The sequence below is a fragment of the Shewanella sp. SG44-6 genome (assembly GCF_014164185.1).
In the GTDB taxonomy this organism is placed as follows: Bacteria; Pseudomonadota; Gammaproteobacteria; order Enterobacterales; family Shewanellaceae; genus Shewanella; species Shewanella vesiculosa.
This window is the reverse complement of record NZ_JACJER010000003.1, coordinates 74285-94286: the sequence shown is the minus strand read 5'-3', so window position 1 is coordinate 94286 and position 20002 is coordinate 74285. Positions and strand designations below refer to the sequence as shown.

17 protein-coding genes are annotated in these 20002 nt (G+C 42.1%); 15 read left to right on the top strand and 2 right to left on the bottom strand.

The annotated features are described in order from the left end of the window. The first annotated feature begins 212 nt into the window (after positions 1-212). From H5185_RS01250 to H5185_RS01235, 4 genes are all read left to right on the top strand, one after another. The gene (locus H5185_RS01250) at positions 213-461 is read left to right on the top strand and encodes a hypothetical protein (protein WP_182697610.1); all 249 of its coding nucleotides are present in this window, start codon (positions 213-215) and stop codon (positions 459-461) included. A 24-nt stretch (positions 462-485) separates the two neighbouring features. Then, entirely contained in the window at positions 486-968 is a 483-nt protein-coding gene (locus H5185_RS01245) for a hypothetical protein (RefSeq protein ID WP_182741115.1), read from the top strand. Further along, positions 934-1176, top strand: coding sequence for a hypothetical protein (locus H5185_RS01240; RefSeq protein ID WP_182741114.1), 243 nt, complete (start codon positions 934-936; stop codon positions 1174-1176). The genes H5185_RS01245 and H5185_RS01240 overlap by 35 nt, the downstream gene beginning before the upstream one ends. A 515-nt stretch (positions 1177-1691) precedes the next feature. Then, positions 1692-3242 carry a PAS domain-containing methyl-accepting chemotaxis protein gene (locus tag H5185_RS01235; RefSeq protein WP_182741113.1) on the top strand — a complete coding sequence of 517 codons (1551 nt, stop codon included), beginning with the start codon at positions 1692-1694 and terminating at the stop codon, positions 3240-3242. Positions 3243-3289: 47 nt separating this feature from the next. Here H5185_RS01235 and H5185_RS01230 read toward each other — a convergent pair whose 3' ends face one another. Continuing rightward, positions 3290-3955, bottom strand: coding sequence for a hypothetical protein (locus H5185_RS01230; protein ID WP_182741112.1), 666 nt, complete (start codon positions 3953-3955; stop codon positions 3290-3292). A 409-nt stretch (positions 3956-4364) separates the two neighbouring features. Between H5185_RS01230 and H5185_RS01225 the strand changes: the two genes are divergently transcribed. Then, entirely contained in the window at positions 4365-5231 is an 867-nt protein-coding gene (locus tag H5185_RS01225) for a pirin family protein (RefSeq protein ID WP_124015405.1), read from the top strand. Positions 5232-5555: 324 nt separating this feature from the next. Further along, positions 5556-6959 (top strand): ATP-dependent RNA helicase DbpA, encoded by a 1404-nt coding sequence (dbpA, locus tag H5185_RS01220; protein ID WP_182697604.1) that lies wholly within the window; start codon positions 5556-5558, stop codon positions 6957-6959. Between the two features lie 162 nt (positions 6960-7121). On the opposite strand, the gene H5185_RS01215 is transcribed toward dbpA, so the two are convergent. After that, positions 7122-8552, bottom strand: coding sequence for a DEAD/DEAH box helicase (locus H5185_RS01215; RefSeq protein WP_124015407.1), 1431 nt, complete (start codon positions 8550-8552; stop codon positions 7122-7124). 337 nt (positions 8553-8889) lie between these two features. Here H5185_RS01215 and H5185_RS01210 point away from each other — a divergent pair, with 337 nt between their 5' ends. From H5185_RS01210 to nqrF, 9 genes are all read left to right on the top strand, one after another. Further along, positions 8890-9948, top strand: coding sequence for a DUF3626 domain-containing protein (locus H5185_RS01210; RefSeq protein ID WP_182741111.1), 1059 nt, complete (start codon positions 8890-8892; stop codon positions 9946-9948). A gap of 325 nt (positions 9949-10273) precedes the next feature. Further along, the gene (locus tag H5185_RS01205; protein WP_182741110.1) at positions 10274-12052 is read left to right on the top strand and encodes a heme ABC transporter permease/ATP-binding protein CydD; all 1779 of its coding nucleotides are present in this window, start codon (positions 10274-10276) and stop codon (positions 12050-12052) included. Between the two features lie 35 nt (positions 12053-12087). Further along, on the top strand, positions 12088-13782 hold the full coding sequence (locus H5185_RS01200; protein WP_182741118.1) for a heme ABC transporter ATP-binding protein/permease CydC: 1695 nt from the start codon (positions 12088-12090) through the stop codon (positions 13780-13782). Between the two features lie 363 nt (positions 13783-14145). Continuing rightward, positions 14146-15525 carry a Na(+)-translocating NADH-quinone reductase subunit A gene (locus H5185_RS01195; RefSeq protein ID WP_124015410.1) on the top strand — a complete coding sequence of 460 codons (1380 nt, stop codon included), beginning with the start codon at positions 14146-14148 and terminating at the stop codon, positions 15523-15525. After that, entirely contained in the window at positions 15525-16739 is a 1215-nt protein-coding gene (locus tag H5185_RS01190; protein WP_124015411.1) for an NADH:ubiquinone reductase (Na(+)-transporting) subunit B, read from the top strand. The genes H5185_RS01195 and H5185_RS01190 overlap by 1 nt, the downstream gene beginning before the upstream one ends. Then, positions 16729-17496, top strand: coding sequence for a Na(+)-translocating NADH-quinone reductase subunit C (locus tag H5185_RS01185; RefSeq protein WP_182722607.1), 768 nt, complete (start codon positions 16729-16731; stop codon positions 17494-17496). The genes H5185_RS01190 and H5185_RS01185 overlap by 11 nt, the downstream gene beginning before the upstream one ends. Further along, positions 17497-18117, top strand: a complete 621-nt coding sequence (locus tag H5185_RS01180; protein WP_124015413.1) for an NADH:ubiquinone reductase (Na(+)-transporting) subunit D — start codon at positions 17497-17499, stop codon at positions 18115-18117. Between the two features lie 9 nt (positions 18118-18126). Then, the gene (nqrE, locus tag H5185_RS01175; protein WP_124015414.1) at positions 18127-18735 is read left to right on the top strand and encodes an NADH:ubiquinone reductase (Na(+)-transporting) subunit E; all 609 of its coding nucleotides are present in this window, start codon (positions 18127-18129) and stop codon (positions 18733-18735) included. Positions 18736-18759: 24 nt separating this feature from the next. After that, positions 18760-19977: an NADH:ubiquinone reductase (Na(+)-transporting) subunit F gene (nqrF, locus tag H5185_RS01170; RefSeq protein ID WP_124015415.1), complete on the top strand. Its 1218-nt coding sequence runs from the start codon at positions 18760-18762 to the stop codon at positions 19975-19977. Positions 19978-20002: the final 25 nt, after the last annotated feature.

Sequence of the window (20002 nt, the reverse complement as noted above, 5' to 3'; positions counted from 1 at the left end):
TATATCATTCATCTATGATTTTTATAGTTAATATTATCATTGTGGCATGTCATTCGCATCATAACTAATAACAATCGATACTTTATCGTTTTTAAATTGATATTGTATTGATTTACCTATTTTATGTTAGATAGTAATGTTTGGATGTAATCATTTATTATTGCTATTTATTCGTAATAATAGAACTCGAAAGATTATTTAAGGAGATTAAAATGGCTACAACAAAAGAAAAAAATCAAGACTCTCAAGAAAAAGTCAAAGATGCTTATCATTTGGCTGAAGAGGCAACATCAGAAGCCGTTAGTTCTTTAAAAGATCACGCCAAAGAATCACTCAATGAAGGCTCTGCAAAAGTTAAGTCTGCAACCCATCAAGCTGGAAACATGATAAAGGAACATCCTTTACTCAGTGTTGGGTGTGCATTTTTAGCTGGCTGGGCAATTTCGAAAATTACAAAGTAAAAAGGTAACCGGAGAGATTTTATTATGGAAAACACCAAGACAGTGTCGAGTAACAATAAGATCTCTGACGGTACGCAAGCCGATCCGTTATCTAATTCAGATGAGGTTAATGCTAATGTTGACGAAATAACTGATATTTTTAATAAGGTATCAAAAGTCGCGCAAGATATTGGGCAGTGGTCAGAATCTACTGTCCAACTTTTCTTTATGGAAGTCTCTAGAAATGTTGTTGTGGCGAAAAAATTTCTTGTTTGCCAACTTTTGTTTATTCCTTTATTGGTACTTTTTATTTTCAGTATATGTGTCAGTGTAGGAATTGTTTCATATAGCATTACTCACAACATGCTTATCGGAGTAGGACTATTTTTATTCACAATGAGTGTGGTTTTAGTCGGTTTAGTTTACTGGCAAAAATACCTAATGCAGTTTTTTGGCTTTAAAGACACTATCTCGCAATTAAAGGAGGGTATGGATGTCATCTCTAAAGCATCTCAATCACTCGATTAAGCTAAAGCGTATGCAAGGTAACGTATCAGCTAGACAGAGTGAATTATCGATCAATTTATTACTTTACTCTGTTAAAAAACAAACCCAAAAGCATCCTTTTGGGGTCACTATTGTTGTCACCATAGCCACTATTATCTTTGCTAAATATAGACGCAATATTAAATCACTTTATCCTATGGCATCTTTAGGTTTTAATTACTTTAAGTAAAATTAAAACCGAATAAATAATGATAATAGTCATTATCTTGCTCATCATATTATCAAGTTAATTGTTTGCATTGTAGTGAGTCTGAATAGTGGTTACTCCTATACCTAGGTTTCCGCTTGGTGCTATAAGGTGTCAAGGCGTATTGTTTTTGGCACTGTTGGTAATAAGCGTGTCACAGTATTTTAATATTGCTTGTTTCTTTGATATCAAATAATCAAGAGTGATTCTACTCATTGGCATAATAGCTGTTATTGCGTCACTGTTGATTGTCTTATGGTAGCGACTGGCATCAAAAATCTACCTCTAGCGCTATAATCATTTATATGATTAATCAATACTTCGCAACGTAAACTTTGATACCACATTGATTTTGGTTGTTATCAATGTGACTTATCGCATATATTTTAAAGATGTTAATTATTTACTGATTAAAGTCGTGAGTCATCACATACAAGTAATACTGATTGTTTAATAATCGGCTCACTTATTTACTTAATGACGTTTAATATATCAACATGACCATAAAAGATATCATCGATGAGGAAGTCACTTATCCGTCGGATTATATGATTCTTTCGACAACCGATTTAGACAGTATTATTACTCATGTTAACGATGACTTTATGACTGTCAGTGGTTATAAAGAAGATGAACTTATCAATCATCCCCACTGTACAGTTCGTCATCCTGATATGCCTAAAGCTGCATTTAGTGACCTATGGGACACTATTAAGCAGGGGAAAAGCTGGATGGGATTGGTGAAGAATCGCTGCAAAAACGGTCAATATTATTGGGTTAATGCTTATGTCACCCCGATTAAACGTAATGGGATTATTTGCGAGTACCAGTCGGTAAGAACTCAGCCTGAAGCAGAGCTGACTGAACGCGCCCAAGCCTGTTACGATGCCATTAATGCTGGAAAAGCCGCCAAGCCAAAGTTTGGCGCCAGTATTATTACCAAACTCTTATTGGCTTGGTTGTTATCAGTAGGGTTATTGATGTCCTTACCTTACTCCAATGGTTTTTTCACGGTACTCGCATTTATTGTGGCCATTATCTGTTTTTGTCGGCCGCTTTATGTTCTTAAGCAGCGTTTTAGCCAAATCCTGATGTTGAGTGAAAAAATACACGATAATCCGCTAAATCAATTTGTTTACACAGGTTATACCGATGAGCTTTCCCATATCGAGTTAAGTCTACGGATGCAAAAAGCTGAAACGCTGGCGGTGGTTGGACGTATAAAAGACAGTGGCGAGGAATTGCAGCAAGGTTTAGAAGAGCATCAACAACAAAATCAAGCAAATCAAAACCAGTTGGTGACGCAGTCGCAAAACCTGGAGCAAGTTGTCACAGCCATCGGCCAAATGAGCTCTTCGGTTACCGATATCGCTAAAAATACCACAAATTCAACAACAGAAATTCATCACTTAGTTAACCAAATACAGTCAACTAAGGCGGCATTAGCTAGCAGCCAAATCGCGACTACGGAAATTAATAACTTATTGGAGGAGTCTCGTCTTGCTATTTCTTCATTGGATCAGCAATGTCAAAACGTAAACCAAGTGGTCGATGTGATCGAGAGTATTGCGCAGCAAACAAACTTACTTTCACTCAATGCTGCTATTGAAGCTGCGAGAGCTGGAGAGTCGGGCAGAGGATTTGCGGTGGTCGCAGACGAGGTACGTAACTTGGCCAGTCGCTCGGCAACTTCTGCACATGAAATACACGCTATTATCAATACACTGAGTCAGACAACCGCAAAGGCGGTTGCGCAAATGGAACGAAGTGATATTTTGACCAATAGGAGTATCGATTCCAGTAAAATGCTCGAGCAAAGCCTGATTTCGGTGAGCGAAGTGATGGGAATTATCGAAAGTAATGGCGAGCAAATTTCAGTTGCTGCAGAAGAGCAAGCTGCTGTTGTTAATCAAATTTATACTAATGCTATGATATTACAAGATGGCATTAATCAATTCGAACAGAATTGTCATCATGCAGCAATACATAGTCAAGAAATTAGCGGTCAGGGAAACCGTCAAACTGAGTTGGTAAATCAATTTAATTAGATTGTACTATCATCGATTTGGATCTGATGACTTAGCTAAGGCTGAGATCATTTTACTTTGCTTATCCTGTTGTTAATCGCTTCTGTTAGCTGCTTTTTAGATTCATCTTCGCCACAATATTCTGCGAAACCTAATCCCCAACCATGGGGGTTAACCTGGGTAGCGAGATCGACTACTCGGTAGCAATAATCTCCTTGTTTTACAATTCTATTAGGGTCTAATCGGTGATTTAAGGTGTTGGGCTGGCTTGTATCGACTTTGGGGGTTAACTCAATGAAATCTAATTGAGGATCCATTTCGCTCATGGTGCCAACGTTTTTTTTGGGTAATGCGGTCTGTGAACTGATGAGTAGCTCTAGTTCATTAATGTTATCTCGTTGAATATACTGGCTTGATGCTTGCTGTATTGATGTTAATGAAGGCACGGACTTGTTTAGGTTAGTGGTAGTCTCTGGTTTTATTTGACTTGGCAAAGCATTAGGTATTTTTGCACTCGAAATCGATTGTATAGTGTTGCGTTTGTTGTTTGATGGCACCACTTCATCTATGACTGCGTCTTCATCTAATGAGGCTTGCGTATCTGTTGTTATGGACGTCGATTGGCTAACATCGATAATGGATGGGTTACGATTTACGTATTCGATATCTCTTTGCTCATTAAGCTTTGGTGGTAAATTTGCGTGGATCATTGATTGGTATTGCGTTGAAGTCATGAGATAGCTTTTTATTGCGGTTGTTGAAGGTTTAACCATTAAAGTAGACGTTCGCTGCGTTGTGTCTTGATACCAAAACGCAATCAGCATATAAATCAATAAAACATGGATGATTAATGCCGTTAGCACAGGCTTAAGCCAATATATTTTATGCGCGTGTGTTGAAGATAGAGAGTGTTGTGGCTCCCTGCCAACCGTTATTACTTCCATTTATATCAATCACTTTATCGCAGTATTATCAGTTTTTTTGATTGTTAATAGGGCGTAAAGTTCATTAATGTGTTTGAGCAAAAGACATAAGTCCTTTTATTAGTCGATTTTTTCGAAAGGAAACGACACTATTATGCAATATTTATTCAGTTAGATGGCTGCTATGATTGAAGATTATTTTTTAGTCGCCGAGGTTTTCATGAAAGTATTACAGCGTATTAGCGCCTTGCCCGCAATGGACGGTGATGGTGTGAACATCAATCGTGTTGCTGACTTTGACAAGCTTCGTTTCGATCCATATTTAATGATTGATGAGATTAAGTCTGATGATGAACAAGATTTTATTGGTGGTTTTCCGCCGCATCCACACAGAGGTGTAGAAACCTTTACTTATATTCGTAAAGGTGGCTTTGAACATCGCGATCAAATGGGCAATGTTAAACCTATCCGTGCTGGTGACGTACAGTGGATGAGTACTGGCAGTGGCGTGGTGCATTCTGAAATGCCATTAGCCGATGCCAAAGAAGGGCTGCATGGGTTCCAAATTTGGATCAATATGCCAGCAAAACACAAAATGCGCCCGCCGATTTACCAAGACACCAGCCAACAGGCTAACCCACGTTTAGATAACGAACACGGTGCATCACTTGTTGCCTTGGCGGGGAGTTGGGGGTTTATTAATCAACCACATAAGATTACGTCAGCTATTCAGGGGTTAGCTGGTCAAGGGGCCATTGCCGATTTAACCTTAACTGCATATGGTCATGGCACCTTGAGCCTTGCTGAGCACCAAACCGTATGCGTTTATGTGTATGCAGGTGAACTTAACTATATTGATTCACAAGGTCTACGTGAAACCGCAGGAGCAGGGCAGTTGTTAGTGTTGGACGCACAAGAAGTATGCTGTTTTCAAACTGAGGCGACTGGTGCCGGGCTGTTAATATTAGCGGGCAAGCCTATTAATGAAAAAATTGTCCAGATGGGCCCGTTCGTAATGAATACCCGAGCTGAGATAGAGCAAGCAGTTCGCGATTATCAGCAAGGTCATTTTGGCCAAATTGTGTAGTCTTAGGTGCACCATAAGTAGAGCTCTAGGTAAATATTTGTCTGCGAACTAGCAATAAAATTGCTACAATAGCTGACATCTGGCTCGGGTTTGTTTTAATACCTGTGCTAACACCAATCTTATTTATTATCTGTTCCTTCTGGCAAGATAAATCGTTCAAAAATAGCAGTAAGCATTTTTTTCATATACATCATTGTATAGGTTCATTTTGTTTCGCTATTAACGGGTTTTTGCATGATAATGGCTCATTTATGTAATGGTATTGGTATATTTTTTTGCAGCTTTTGTCTGCTTTTTACCTTTCGATATCAGAGGATATTTGCCTTGAGTCAGTCTACAGAACAAGTCGTTAACCCGGCTTTCGCATCACTTAATTTAAAACCTGAATTGCTTGAAAACCTCCAAACTATGGGTTTTGAATCGATGACTCAGATCCAAGCCGAGAGCTTACCGCCGATTTTGGCTGGTGAAGATGTTATTGGTCAAGCGATGACTGGCTCGGGTAAAACTGCCGCTTTTGGTTTAGGGCTTTTGAATAAGTTGGATGTAAAACGCTTTCGTATCCAAACTATGGTGTTGTGTCCAACACGCGAATTAGCCGATCAAGTCGCTAAAGAAATCCGTACCTTAGCTCGTGGTATTCATAACGTAAAAGTGCTTACGCTTTGTGGTGGTGTTCCAATGGGGCCGCAAGTGGGTTCACTAGAACATGGCGCGCATATTATTGTCGGCACGCCGGGGCGTATTGTCGATCATTTAGATCGTAACCGTTTAGATTTAAGCAACATGGATACGCTGATTTTAGATGAAGCTGATCGCATGCTAGAAATGGGGTTTCAACAGCATATTGATCAAATTATTGCTGCCGCGCCGCGTGAGCGTCAAACGTTATTGTTTAGCGCGACTTTCCCTGATCAAATTAAGTCGATTGCCGATCAAATTATGTATAACCCAGTAATGGTTAAAGTTGAGGCTAAGCACGACAACTTAACGATTGATCAGCATTTCTACCGTATTGAAGATAGCCAAGGTCGTCTTGAAGCATTGCGTTTATTGTTACTGGATAAGCAGCCAGAAAGCTCTGTGGTGTTTTGTAATACCAAGCGTGAAACCCAACAAGTGGCTGACTCATTACATGAGTTTGGCTTTAGTGTATTAGCATTGCATGGCGACTTAGAGCAACGGGATCGTGATCAAATGTTACTCCAATTTGCTAATCGTAGTGCGCGTATTTTAGTGGCTACTGACGTCGCGGCACGTGGTTTAGACATTGATGAATTAGATGCGGTATTTAATTATCATATTGCCTACGATACCGAAGTGCATATTCACCGTATTGGTCGTACTGGCCGTGCAGGCAGTTCGGGCAGCGCTTATACTTTCTTTGGTGAAGAAGATGGTTACAAAATGGCGATGATTGAAGAAGCCATGAATAAAGATGTGGTCAGCGAGCCTTTACCGCCAATGAGTGCGTTAAACAAGCAACCGCTTGCTGCTGAAATGGTTACAATTCAAATTGAAGCCGGCAAAAAGCAAAAAATTCGTCCAGGTGACATTGTTGGTGCATTAACTGGTGGTAATGGGTTAGATTTTAACGATATCGGTAAAATTAAAGTGACTGACATTCGTGCGTACTTTGCTGTAAAAAGTAATGTGTCTAAGCAAGCATTAAACATTATCAGTAAAGGTAAGTTAAAAGGCCGTAGTTACCGAGCTTGGTTTATGTAACGGCTGCACTTAAAACGAATCGCTTAAAACGTACAACTGATAACCCAATTTTGTGTAATTGCTATCCGTGAGACTCAATTGGGTTATCAATGAATAATAAAAAAACCGGTGAACAATGTTCACCGGTTTTTTTATGTTTATCACAAGTTAGCGGTTAACTAATTAGCTTTTTACTTTAGCGTTGGCATAAGGATTACTGCTTGCAGATGTGACTGGTGCAGTACCACTGCGACGTGGTGGACGATTACGCTGTGGTGGCTTATTACCATTGGCTCTTGCTGCAGCTTTAGGATCTACAGGCTTATCTTGTCCACGAGATTGCTGGCGAGAATCGTGGTTACGGGCAGGTTTTTCAGCTTGAGTGCCGTCATTGGCATGTTGTTGAGCATGCTTACTGCGGTTCGGGTTGGGCTTTTTGGCTCCACTGCCGCCAGATCTGCTACCTGCTTCTGGGATAGTAAATGGTGCTTCAAAACCAGCAAGTTGCTTACGCTCAATGACACGATTAATTAATCGTTCGATATCATGCAGTAGCTTAACTTCTTCAAGACCGACTAATGATACTGCTTGACCTGTTGAACCTGCACGGCCAGTACGGCCAATGCGATGCACATAATCTTCAGGTACGTTCGGTAAGTCAAAGTTAACCACAAATGGCAGTTGATCGATATCTATACCACGGGCAGCAATATCGGTCGCGACCATCACTTGCACCGCGCCGGCTTTAAAATCAGCCAAGGCTTTAGTGCGTGCTGTTTGGCTTTTATTACCATGTATGGCAGCGGCTTTAATGCCCGCAGCGTCCAGGCTTTTGGCTAAACGGTTAGCACCATGTTTGGTACGAGAAAACACTAACACTTGTTTCCAATCATTGGTTTTAATCAGTTCAATTAGTGCCAGTGATTTACGCGTTTTATCTACTGGATACACACATTGAGTCACAGTGTTTGCCGTGGCATTACGCGGCGTGACTGAAATTTCGACTGGATTGTTAACTAGACCTTTCGCCAACTCACGAATTTCATTCGAAAATGTAGCTGAAAACATTAAGTTTTGGCGTTTGGCAGGTAATAGTGCCAATACCTTTTTGATATCGCGAATAAAGCCCATGTCGAGCATGCGGTCTGCTTCGTCTAACACCAAAATTTCTAATTTGCTGAAGCTAATGGCTTTTTGCTGGCATAAGTCGAGTAAACGACCTGGCGTTGCCACTAAAATGTCAACTCCGTTTCTGAGCGCAGCTAATTGTGGCACGATAGACACACCACCAAATACTACCGCCGATTTGAGCGGTAAGTTGATGCCGTAAGTTGCGACGCTTTCTTGTACTTGTGCGGCAAGCTCGCGGGTAGGTGTTAACACTAATGCACGGACTTGACCACGTTGCGCGCGTTCACCTTTAGATAATAGTTCTAAAATTGGCAGGGTAAAACCAGCTGTTTTTCCTGTCCCTGTTTGTGCTGCTGCCATAACATCTTGGCCGGCTAAAACTGCTGGTATTGCTTGTGCTTGAATTGGAGAGGGGGTGTCGTAACCTTGTTTTTCAACCGCTTTTAAAATAGCAGCATTCAGACCAAGTGAGGAAAAACTCATAGAAAAATCTCTTTGGGCAACGCATTGTTGCTTTGAATAAAAGGTAGCCATTAACGGCGGCCGTGAAGCTTACCTGAAAACCGTTATAAGTGCTATCAAATCCCTGCGTGGCCAGCGATATATCCCCTCATAAAGCGACTCATAATGGGCTATTTAATCGTTAAAACACGTCGATTTTGATGCCGAAATACAGCGATTTAATGAAATCGTGTTAATCTTCACACTTGGATCAGTGCTAAAAGTCGACTTATTACATACAATAAAATCATCACTCGTTTTGTATTAAATATATTCAGCGACTTAGCTGAGCTGGTTTACCATAAGGTGTCTTTTACTGATGAAATTAACGGCTCAAACCCACATAGAGAAAATGGCATATGAGCTGCGAGATCATGCTCATGCCGTGATCAAAAATGTGCTGTTAATGTCTAATATTTCAACCTTATCACTCCAGCTAGCTATGCGTGAGCTGGCGCAACATAGTCGAGTCTCATTGCATTTTCATCCCGATCAAATAGATAACCGAGGTCTCACTGTCGTTGATGGCTTATTACGTGATGGCGTGTATAAAAGCCAGTTTGAAACCCACGTGTCTAATGGTCATTTATCACCCGAGTTAGGTGGGTCTCGTGACCATTGGGAAAACCAATTATTTGGGCACTGTTATTCTGGCATTAAGAATCGACCTAAATATGGTGCGTTAGATTTTGGTTTATGTCCGCTAGGCCCAGCACCTCGCTTTGGCAGCTGCTATTTAGTCACTCATCCTCAAGTCTTATCGCGATGTACTTTTAGTTACATGGACTCTTATCGATTGCCTAAAGAAAAAGGCACCATAAAGTGTTTTGACGCGATTCTAGCGGCATTACTCAGCGAAAGTTTTGAGCGTCAATATGCCTTGGGGATTTCAGGACTTAAGCCGAGTAAGCTGATTGACTATTTTAGTCAGCATTTGACTGATGACATGAGCCACCGTTTTGACAAGGTGCCAAGTGGGAATTTAGACCATTATATTGAAGCTCAAATTCACGGCACTGTATCGCTGGATCAAGATATTGCTATGCTAGTGGCGGATCCCTCCTATAAAGGGACGGCTATTGGTGATTCATTGATTGCTTTGTGCCATGAATACGAAATTGAATTGTATTGGCATCAAGGGCGGCAAATCAATGTTGCGCAAGTACCCGATGATTTCCGTGGTGCTGCTATGCCTATTTTGGCTCAAAGCATTGCTGAAGATGAGTTAATTAATGCAGAAATTATTGGTCGCGCGGCCTATCAATTGCAAAAAAAACCAGCTTCCTGGAGTGAGCGTGGAGCACATTCAAAAAAGCGACAAGACCTAAAGTTACTTTGGCACGTATTAGTAAAATATGGCCAGAGTCGTGATCAATAGTCGTGCTCAATAAACGGGGTTACCCACAGTAACTTACCGTCACCATTTAGTCTTTCTGTTTGCTCGTAAGCCGTGTCATGTTATTGCTCATGCTTGTGATGAGCATAGTTATGTTGACTTGCAATCCATCGGACTCTTTTTAAACGATATACTTTATTGAATGGAATACGTTTTAGCCACAATGTCGCTAAATTTAATCTTTACATAAGCCTTTATTAGCAAAATGTGAATCAGATAACATTTACACTGCTTTAAGTGTTAACTCAACGCCAGTACTGCGATACTGCGTGCTTAAAGTGGTCATCGATAACGCTACCGGAGTTTCATGGACAAGTCGTTAGAAAAGTCATTAGCCAAATGGCTCAAAAGTCAGCAATCCTCTTGTGGTATTTTCCTCAAATTATCTGTGTTGTGTGGCGTGCTAAATGGCATCGCAATAGTGGGGCAAGCCTTGTTTATTGCGCAAATTTTGCAGGGGGTGATTATTGATATGGTCGCTCCCGCAGCACTGAGTCGTGAGTTCTTTGCACTTATCGCTTTGTTATTAATACGCGCATTGTTAGCACAAGTACGTGAACGGATAAGCTTTGAGGCCGGTAAACGTTTACGTGAAGACATACGCCAAGCCGTACTTAACAAGTTAGTTGCCTTAGGGCCAGTATTTATTAAAGGAAAACCTGCTGGTGCTTGGGCAACCTTAGTGTTTGAACAGGTTGAAGATTTACATGACTTTTATGCTAAATATCTACCGCAGATGATGTTAGCCGGGTTTATTCCTTTATTAATATTAGTGTGCGTGTTTCCGCTAAATTGGGCTGCGGGGATCATTTTGTTGGTTACCGCGCCATTAATTCCGCTGTTTATGATTTTAGTTGGCATGGGGGCGGCTGATGCCAATCGTAAAAATATGCAGGCGTTGTCGCGTTTAAGTGGCTACTTTATGGATCGATTAAAAGGGCTGCAAACCTTAAAGCTGTTTAATCGTGGTGAGGCTGAGTTAGTTAATATTGAACACGCCTCGGAAGATTTTCGAGCGAGAACGATGTCGGTATTACGCTTGGCTTTTCTTAGTTCAGCGGTTTTAGAGTTCTTTGCTGCGGTGTCGATTGCGGTATTGGCGGTGTATTTTGGCTTTAGTTATTTAGACCATTTAGATTTTGGTCATTATGGCGTACCCATTAGTTTATTTACCGGTATGTTTGTGCTCATTTTAGCGCCAGAGTTTTATCAACCACTGCGTGATTTAGGCACTCATTATCATGCCAAAGCTCAAGCCATAGGTGCTGCTGAAGCGCTGGTCGAGTTGCTTGATTATCAAGTCAGTACACCTACTAATGTCGAATCTACCTCAGAAACTATGGCTTTTTCTGCTAGCAGTATCAGTATTCAAGCTATTGGCGTTGAAGTGTTTAGCCTAGATGGCCAGCGTTTAGCTGGGCCGATATCCTTTACGTTACCAGCTGGTGAGCAGTGGGCGATAGTTGGCCCCAGTGGCGCAGGCAAAACCAGTTTGCTTAATGCCTTACTAGGCTTTTTACCTTATCAAGGCTCATTACTGATTAATGGTCATGAGTTATCACAGCTTAATGTGGCGCAATGGCGTCAACATCTGGCTTGGTTAGGCCAAGACCCACAATTATTTCATGGCACTGTGAGAGAAAACGTTGCTTTGGCCAACCCACAATTGAACGATGAACAGATTATGGCGTTGCTTGAACAGGCTAATATCAGTGAGTTTGTTATCCAACATCCATTAGGGCTCGATTTAGTTATTAGTGATCAAAGTGCTGGCGTATCGGTAGGCCAAGCGCAGCGTTTTGCTTTAGCTCGGGCGTTAGCGCAACCAGCAAAGTTATTTTTATTAGATGAACCGACAGCCAGTTTAGATACTCAAAGTGAGCAATCGGTGCTGGCCGCCTTAAATACCGCGATGCAGTCGGTAACGGCATTAACTGTGACCCATAAATTAGACGATTTACACAGTATGAATTGTGTTTTGGTGATGGAGAAAGGATGCGTTGTGCAACAAGGCCATGTTAATGATTTACAACAGGTTGACGGCTTATTGTCGCAAATGATTAATCAACAACAGGAGGTGTGCTAATGTCGCAACCCGTTGACGCCACCCCGCGCAGTATTATCCAAGTATTACGCCCTTTTGTTGCTTTGTTTCGCCGCCAGTGGTTGATGATGTTAGTCGGACTGTTACTCACATTTATCACTTTACTGACAGGGATTGGTTTATTGTCATTATCTGGCTGGTTTTTATCTGCCAGTGCTGTAGCGGGGTTGACGGTAGTAACCGCACAAACGTTTAACTTTTTTACTCCTGCCGGAGGGGTGCGATTTTTCTCTATCGCCCGCACGGCAAGCCGTTATGGTGAGCGCTTAGCCACCCATGAAGCAACCTTTAAATTGTTGACCCAATTGCGTGTTTGGGCATGGAATAAATTGTTGCCTTTGAGTGCGGCTAACTTACAAGGTTTACGCCGCGGAGATTTACTCAATCGTTTAGTGGCGGATATTGATACCTTAGATCACCTCTATTTACGCCTGCTCACTCCAATGGCCGCGTCCTTGATGATGATTGGCACTTTGTTGGTATTTCTTGGATGGTTTGATAGCCATTTAGCCTTAAGTTTATGTGCTTTATTACTGGCCGCTTGGCTTATCTTACCACTGGTATTTTATTATTTAGGTAAGGCACCAGGACAAGTACTAATGCAGGCACAAAGGCAATATCGAATAGAGTTGCTTGATGTTATTCAGGGGCAAGCTGAGCTAAGTATATTTGGCGCAAATCAGCGCTATTTGGCTAAGCTTGAGCAAGCACAGCACAGTTTATTTAGCCAGCAAACGACGATGGCCAATATCACTGGCCTAAGCCAAGCGTTATTGATATTAATCAATGGCACTGCCGTTGTGCTTATGTTGTATTTTGCAGGTCAAGGTGTGGGTGAGCTCTCGCCTCCAGGACCTTTGATGGCTCTTATGGTATTTGCCACTATGGCCAGCCTTGAAATGATGATGCCGATAGCGGGTGCATTTCAACATTTATCAAGCACAGTACTTGCCGCGCGAAGGGTGACTGAAATTACTGAGCAAACACCGAGTGTAGTATTTAATCTTAATAGTGATTTGCAAGCCTATCATGGGGCCTTGCAGATCACTGATATTCACTTTGGTTATCATAGCCATTCTCCGGTGTTGCAAGGCTTAGATTTGAGCATTCATGCCGGTGAGAAAGTTGCTATTTTGGGCCCTACAGGGTGTGGTAAATCAAGTTTATTGGGATTGATTACCCGTGATTGGGCGGCGCAGCAGGGAGCGATTACGCTTGATGGTCAACCAATAAGTGACTATAGCGATATTAATTTACGGGCAGCAATGACTGTTGTAAGCCAACGTATTTATCTGTTTTCCGGTACCTTACGTGACAATTTAGCTTTGGCGTTGCCGTACTTACAAGGCGAAGCCAAAAAAGCCCATGATCAACGTTTTATTGAAGTATTAGATAAAGTGGGCCTGCAAACCTTGTTGCAAGGTGATACACCATTAGATTGCTGGATAGGTGAAGGCGGCCGGCAATTATCCGGTGGCGAACAGCGCAGAATTGGCGTAGCTCGAGCACTATTACGTGATGCACCTTTGTTACTGCTAGATGAGCCGACAGAAGGACTTGATAAGCGAACTGAGCGTGAGATTCTTAAAGTGTTACTCGATTTTGCTCAGCACAAAACGCTATTAATGATCAGCCACCGTTTAACGGCTTTAGAGCAAATGGATGCCGTGTACCTGTTAGAACAAGGCCGATTGATACGGCAATCTAACTGATTCACGTTAGGTTATTGTTGGGCTTAAATGTTATTCGGCATTCACTATACTCTTTCATTTTACTGGTGTTTTGCGCGGATATGTTAAGGGGAATACCTTAATTGACCATAGATTTAAGGTGAGTATTTGTGCCTAGGATTGTGGCCACCAAGCCGCGTGACCAAGTTTGAATGTACAAACCATTTTGACATTAAAATTACATAAATTGTTTTATCCTGAATGATAAATTGACCGGGTTCACATTTTTGCTATTCAGTTATGTTTCAAAATTACAGTCCTCGCCCGGAGTGTGATCTTAGTTACTATATTAGTAGTTGCAAACATATAACATTAGCTATCGAATATTTTTAGATGGTGAATGTGATGGCTGGTGTTACCAATCCAGTAATAACTATTAAGCGCGGACTTGATATCCCGATTGCTGGAGAACCGCTGCAGCAAATCGATGACGCCCCTAAAACAACCCAAGTTGCGTTAATTGGTGAGGAATATGTGGGTTTAAAACCAACGATGTTGGTTGAAGTCGGCGATAAGGTCGTCAAAGGCCAAGTGCTGTTTGAAGACAAGAAAACCCCTGGCGTATTATTTACCGCGCCTGCAAGCGGAGTTGTTTGCGCGATTAATCGCGGAGACCGTCGCGTACTGCAGTCGGTGGTGATTGATTGCGATGCTAAGCAAGATCCTGCCATTATTCTTGGCTCAGTCGATATTCATGCGCTATCAAATCAAACCGTTAAAGACGGTTTAGTTCGCAGTGGTTTATGGACCGCGTTGCGGACACGTCCTTTTTCTCGCGTACCTCAATTAGATGTCGCTCCTGCAGGTATATTTGTTACCGCTGTTGATACTAATCCTCTGGCGCCAGACCCACGGGTCATCATTGCCACTCAAGCACAGGCTTTTCAAGCAGGATTATTTGCCTTAACGTTTTTGACAAGCGGTCAAGTGTATTTATGCCAAGACGATGGTGCCTCATTATTAGCTGATGCAGCTAGCGAATACGACTTATCAAAAGTGAGTGTGCACCGCTTTAACGGCGTGCATCCGGCCGGATTAGTCGGCACCCACATTCATTATTTGTTACCCGCCAGTATTGAACGCCAAGTATGGCATGTGGGTTATCAAGACGTGATCGCCTTTGGAAAACTGTTTTTAACTGGCGAGCTGTATACCGATCGCATCGTGGCATTAGCTGGCCCTAACGTGTTAAAACCACGACTAGTGCGCACCCAAATGGGCGCCAAACTCAGTGAATGGGTTACAGATGAAATTAATCAACAACAATCACGGATAGTGTCGGGTTCAGTTTTGTCTGGCCATACCGCGGTAGACGTTTATGATTATCTTGGCCGATTCCATAATCAAATCAGTGTCTTGACTGAAAATGAACGTCAAGAATTGTTGCCTTGGGTTCGCCATGATAGCAGTAAGTTTTCCCTTACCGGCATCATGATGTCAGGTTTTAGTCATACCAAAAAACTCTTCGATTTTACCACCCATGCTGGTGGATCACCGCGCGCAATGATGGCCTATGGCCAACTCGCCCGCGTAATGCCATTAGATATTTTACCCATCTTATTAGTACGCGATTTAGTGGTGCGAGATACCGATGAAGCGCAATTGCTTGGCGCATTAGAACTCGACGAAGAAGATTTAGCCTTGTGTACCTTTGTGTGCCCAGGAAAATATGACTTTGGCAAAGAACTTCGTGCTTGCCTAGATATTATCGAGAGGGAAGGTTAATGAGTCAGCAACAGAAAAAGCCCAGCAAACAAGACAGCTATTACGCTCATGGCGACTCGATGCGCAGCTATTTACGCTCATTGTGGATCGCCAATGGCCGCAGCACCAAAGGTGATGTGCATATTCGTGATGCTATTGATGTTAAACGTACTATGCACATTGTGGGCATGTGTTTATTCCCTGCCATGTTAGTGGGTATGTACAACATTGGCCTGCAAGCTCAAATGGCTATTATTGCCGGGGCAACACAGCCGGATGTATGGCAACTTGCCTTTTATAACTTATTGTTTGGCCCACTCACAGAAAGCGCAGGCTTGATCAGTTTGTTCGCCTATGGTGCCAGTTTTTATGTGCCATTTTACTTAACGGCGTTGGTGGTCAGTTTGATGTGGGAAGTGGTGTTTGCCAAAGTGCGCCGCCAAGAACTCCACGAAGGCTTCTTTATCACTGCGTTATTGTTCTCACTCATTTTACCGATATCAACACCTTTATGGATTGTGGCTTTAGGTCTTAGTTTTGGGGTGGTCGTGGCCAAAGAAATGTTTGGTGGCATGGGGTATAACTTTTTAAACCCTGCGTTAGCAGGCTATGCGTTTATTTATTTTGCATATCCAACAGAGGTGGTGGCGTTAGGTCAGTTTGTGGCCGTTGATGGCTTTTCTGGTGCCACCACATTAACCCTTACCGCGGCAAAAAAATTAAGCTTTATCGATGTGAGTTGGTTTAGTGTGTTGACCGACACCAGCTGGTGGAATGCCTTTTTAGGCTTTACTCCAGGTGCGGTTGGTGAAACCAGCACCTTAGCCATTTTAATTGGTGGCGGTATTTTATTACTGACTCGCGTAGCTGATTGGCGTGTGGTAGCTGGTGTGATGCTGGGAATGATCATTACCGTGGTGTTGTTTAACTACTTTGGTTCTAGCCGAAATCCGATGGCGGCAATGCCGTGGACATGGCACTTAGTCACTGGCGGTTTTGCATTGGGAATGATGTTTATGGCCACCGATCCAGTAACGGCATCATATACCCGTAAAGCCAAGTTTGCTTATGGTTTTATGATTGGTTTTATGACCATTATTATTCGCTTACTGAATACAAAAATGCCCGAGGGCATTATGTTGGCTATTTTGTTTACTAATTTATGGGCACCGTTATTCGACTACTTAGTCGCACGTGCCAATATTAAACGGAGACTAAAACGTCATGGCCTTTAAGAAAGATAGCATCGCTGGAACAATGGTTTTTATCATCATTTTAAGCCTAGTTTGCTCATTTATGATCACAGGTACCGTTGAGATTTTAAAAGAGCGTAAGTTGGCTAAAAAGCGTGAAGAAGTGCAGCAGTTTGTGTTAAAGGCAGCGGATATCGACATCAGCCAAGGTGACTTTAGTGAGTTATTTGCTCAACGAGTGAAACCTAAGATGGTTAACTTAGCGACCGGCAAGGTCACTGAAAAAGCCAATTTACTCGATTTTGACGAACGCATGGCATCGATTAACCCAGAAACGTCTATCAAGCCGAAAAAGGATATCGCCAAAATTAAAACCATGGCGACTGACATTCGTATTTTTGAGGTGTATGACACTAATGGTCAACTTGCCAGCATTGTTATGCCGATTTATGGCAAAGGTTTATGGTCGATTATTTACGGTTATATGGCGATAAAACCCGACTTAAACACTATCGAAAATATTGTGTTTTATGAACATGGTGAAACCCCTGGTATTGCAGATTTCATTACCGACCCACAGTGGTTAGCTTTGTGGCAAGGTAAAAAGCTATTTGATGATAAAGGTAAAATTGCCATTAAAGTGATTAAAGGCGGCGCCAAAGACGGTGACATTCACGGTATTGATGGCGTAAGTGGTGCTACTCGTTCAGGTGTTGGTATTCAGCGCTTAGTCGAGTTTTGGTTTGGCGTAGAAGGATACCAAACCTATCTACACACGTTAGCTGCGGAGGGTAAGTAAATGAGTAATACCACTTCAACTCGCGAGATCCTGACATCACCTATTTTTGCTAATAATCCAGTGGCAATGCAAGTATTAGGTGTCTGTTCGGCTTTAGCGGTCAGTAATTCGATGCAAACCGCATTCGTCATGACACTTGCTGTGACCTTTGTGTTGGTATTTTCTAACTTGATTATCTCCAGTATCCGCAATTTTATTCCTAATAGTGTACGGATCATTGCGCAAATGACGGTGATTGCCTCGTTGGTGATTATTGTCGATATGGTGTTACAAGACGTGGCGTATGAATTGTCAAAACAGCTGTCGGTGTTTGTCAGTTTGATCATCACTAACTGTATCATTATGGGCCGCGCAGAAGCCTTTGCCATGAAACATCCTCCTCACTTAGCCGTATTTGATGCCTTGGGCAATGCCTTGGGTTATGGCTTAATTTTAATGGGAGTAGCGTTTATTCGTGAGCTTCTGGGGCGTGGCAGTTTGTTTGGTCACAGCATATTTACCACTATTGAAAATGGCGGTTGGTATCTTGCCAATGAGATGTTCACTTTACCACCCAGCGCGTTCTTTTTAATTGGCGTGATGATTTGGGTCATTAAAATCATTCAGCGTAAGCGCGGATAAGGAAACAGCATGGAACACTATCTTAATTTATTTATCCAAGCGGCGTTTATCGACAATATGGCGCTGTCATTTTTCTTGGGTATGTGCACTTTTTTAGCCGTGTCGAAAAAGGTTTCTACTGCATTTGGTTTAGGCGTTGCAGTGATTGTGGTCATGGTGCTGGCTGTGCCATTAAACCAAATTATCTACGTCAATATCTTAGCCCCAGGCGCATTAGCTTGGGCTGGGTTTCCTGAGCTGAATTTAAGCTATTTACAGTTGATTACCTTTATTGGGGTAATCGCTGCGTTGGTGCAAATTTTAGAAATGTTTTTAGACCGTTATATTCCAACGTTATATCAGTCATTGGGGATCTTTTTGCCGTTATTAACGGTGAATTGTGCCATTTTCGCTGGGGTCATTTTTATGGCTAACCGTGACTATAACTTTACTGAGTCTGTGGTATTTGCGGCGGGTTCAGCTGTGGGTTGGGCGATGGCGATTGTGTTATTAGCGGGATTGCGTGAGCGAATGAAGTTTCATGCTATTCCTGATGGGTTACAAGGTATTGGTATCACCTTTATTACCACCGGCTTGATGGCTCTGGGCTTTATGTCATTTGCGGGCATTACGTTATAACGCAGTAAAGAGAAGGGTTATTTAATGGAAATGGCAATAGGTATTGGCATGTTTACCATAGTGGTAAGTTTGCTAGTGGTGGTAATTTTAGCTGCCAAAAGTAAGTTAGTGAACACTGATGATATTACAATCAGCATTAATGGTGATGCCAGCAAAAGTGTACGAACTCCTGCGGGTGACAAGCTATTGGGCGCATTATCTGGGCAGAATATTTTTATTCCATCGGCTTGCGGTGGTGGTGGTACTTGTGGCCAATGCCGCGTGAAAGTGAAATCCGGCGGTGGTGATATTTTAGCGACTGAACTTGATCATATTACTAAAAAAGAAGCCAAAGATGGTTGCCGATTGGCTTGCCAAGTCACAGTGCGAACCGACATGGATCTTGAAGTTGATGAAGAAATTTTTGGGGTTAAAAAATGGCAATGTGAGGTTATTTCAAATAATAACCAAGCGACATTTATTAAAGAACTGTTATTAAAAATCCCCGACGGTGAAGAGGTATTATTTAAAGCAGGTGGCTACATTCAAATTGAAGCTCCGGCCCATGAAGTACGTTATGCCGATTTTGATATTCCAGAGGAGTATCGTGGTGACTGGGTTAAGTACGGTTTGTTTGATTTAGTGTCTACCGTTGATGAAGACGTATTACGGGCTTATTCAATGGCCAATTACCCCGATGAAAAGGGGATGATAATGCTAAACGTGCGTATTGCAACGCCGCCTAAAGCAGGTATGGCACCAGGTAAAATGTCGTCGTATATTTTTAATTTAAAAGCGGGCGATAAGGTGACCATTTCTGGCCCATTTGGTGAGTTTTTTGTCAAAGAAACCGATGCTGAAATGGTGTTTGTTGGTGGTGGTGCTGGTATGGCACCGATGCGGTCGCATATTTTTAATCAGCTAAAAAGTGTCAAAACCAAGCGCAAAATGAGCTTTTGGTATGGTGCTCGTTCAACTCGTGAAGTGTTCTATCAGCAAGATTTTGATCAACTAGCCGCTGAAAACGACAACTTTGTATGGCATGTTGCTTTGTCTGATCCACTTCCTGAAGATAACTGGACGGGGTATACCGGCTTTATTCATAATGTGTTATTCGAAAACTACTTAAAGCAGCATAAAGCGCCAGAAGACTGCGAATTTTATATGTGTGGTCCTCCGATTATGAACGCATCAGTGATAGCCATGCTAGAAAGTTTAGGGGTTGAGTCGGAAAATATCTTACTTGATGACTTTGGCGATTAGTTGTTGTTTGATGCGTGCCTTATGG

What these genes read in the sequence shown, in the direction of transcription:
- H5185_RS01230 (WP_182741112.1), bottom strand. Translation starts at nt 3,955, where the DNA reads ATGACTTCAACGCAATACCAATCAATGATCCACGCAAATTTACCACCA.
- H5185_RS01185 (WP_182722607.1), top strand. Translation starts at nt 16,729, where the DNA reads ATGGCCTTTAAGAAAGATAGCATCGCTGGAACAATGGTTTTTATCATC.
- H5185_RS01195 (WP_124015410.1), top strand. Translation starts at nt 14,146, where the DNA reads ATGGCTGGTGTTACCAATCCAGTAATAACTATTAAGCGCGGACTTGAT.
- H5185_RS01215 (WP_124015407.1), bottom strand. Translation starts at nt 8,552, where the DNA reads ATGAGTTTTTCCTCACTTGGTCTGAATGCTGCTATTTTAAAAGCGGTT.
- H5185_RS01245 (WP_182741115.1), top strand. Translation starts at nt 486, where the DNA reads ATGGAAAACACCAAGACAGTGTCGAGTAACAATAAGATCTCTGACGGT.
- H5185_RS01250 (WP_182697610.1), top strand. Translation starts at nt 213, where the DNA reads ATGGCTACAACAAAAGAAAAAAATCAAGACTCTCAAGAAAAAGTCAAA.
- nqrE (WP_124015414.1), top strand. Translation starts at nt 18,127, where the DNA reads ATGGAACACTATCTTAATTTATTTATCCAAGCGGCGTTTATCGACAAT.
- nqrF (WP_124015415.1), top strand. Translation starts at nt 18,760, where the DNA reads ATGGAAATGGCAATAGGTATTGGCATGTTTACCATAGTGGTAAGTTTG.
- H5185_RS01240 (WP_182741114.1), top strand. Translation starts at nt 934, where the DNA reads ATGTCATCTCTAAAGCATCTCAATCACTCGATTAAGCTAAAGCGTATG.
- H5185_RS01180 (WP_124015413.1), top strand. Translation starts at nt 17,497, where the DNA reads ATGAGTAATACCACTTCAACTCGCGAGATCCTGACATCACCTATTTTT.
- H5185_RS01225 (WP_124015405.1), top strand. Translation starts at nt 4,365, where the DNA reads ATGAAAGTATTACAGCGTATTAGCGCCTTGCCCGCAATGGACGGTGAT.
- H5185_RS01235 (WP_182741113.1), top strand. Translation starts at nt 1,692, where the DNA reads ATGACCATAAAAGATATCATCGATGAGGAAGTCACTTATCCGTCGGAT.
- H5185_RS01190 (WP_124015411.1), top strand. Translation starts at nt 15,525, where the DNA reads ATGAGTCAGCAACAGAAAAAGCCCAGCAAACAAGACAGCTATTACGCT.
- H5185_RS01210 (WP_182741111.1), top strand. Translation starts at nt 8,890, where the DNA reads ATGAAATTAACGGCTCAAACCCACATAGAGAAAATGGCATATGAGCTG.
- H5185_RS01205 (WP_182741110.1), top strand. Translation starts at nt 10,274, where the DNA reads ATGGACAAGTCGTTAGAAAAGTCATTAGCCAAATGGCTCAAAAGTCAG.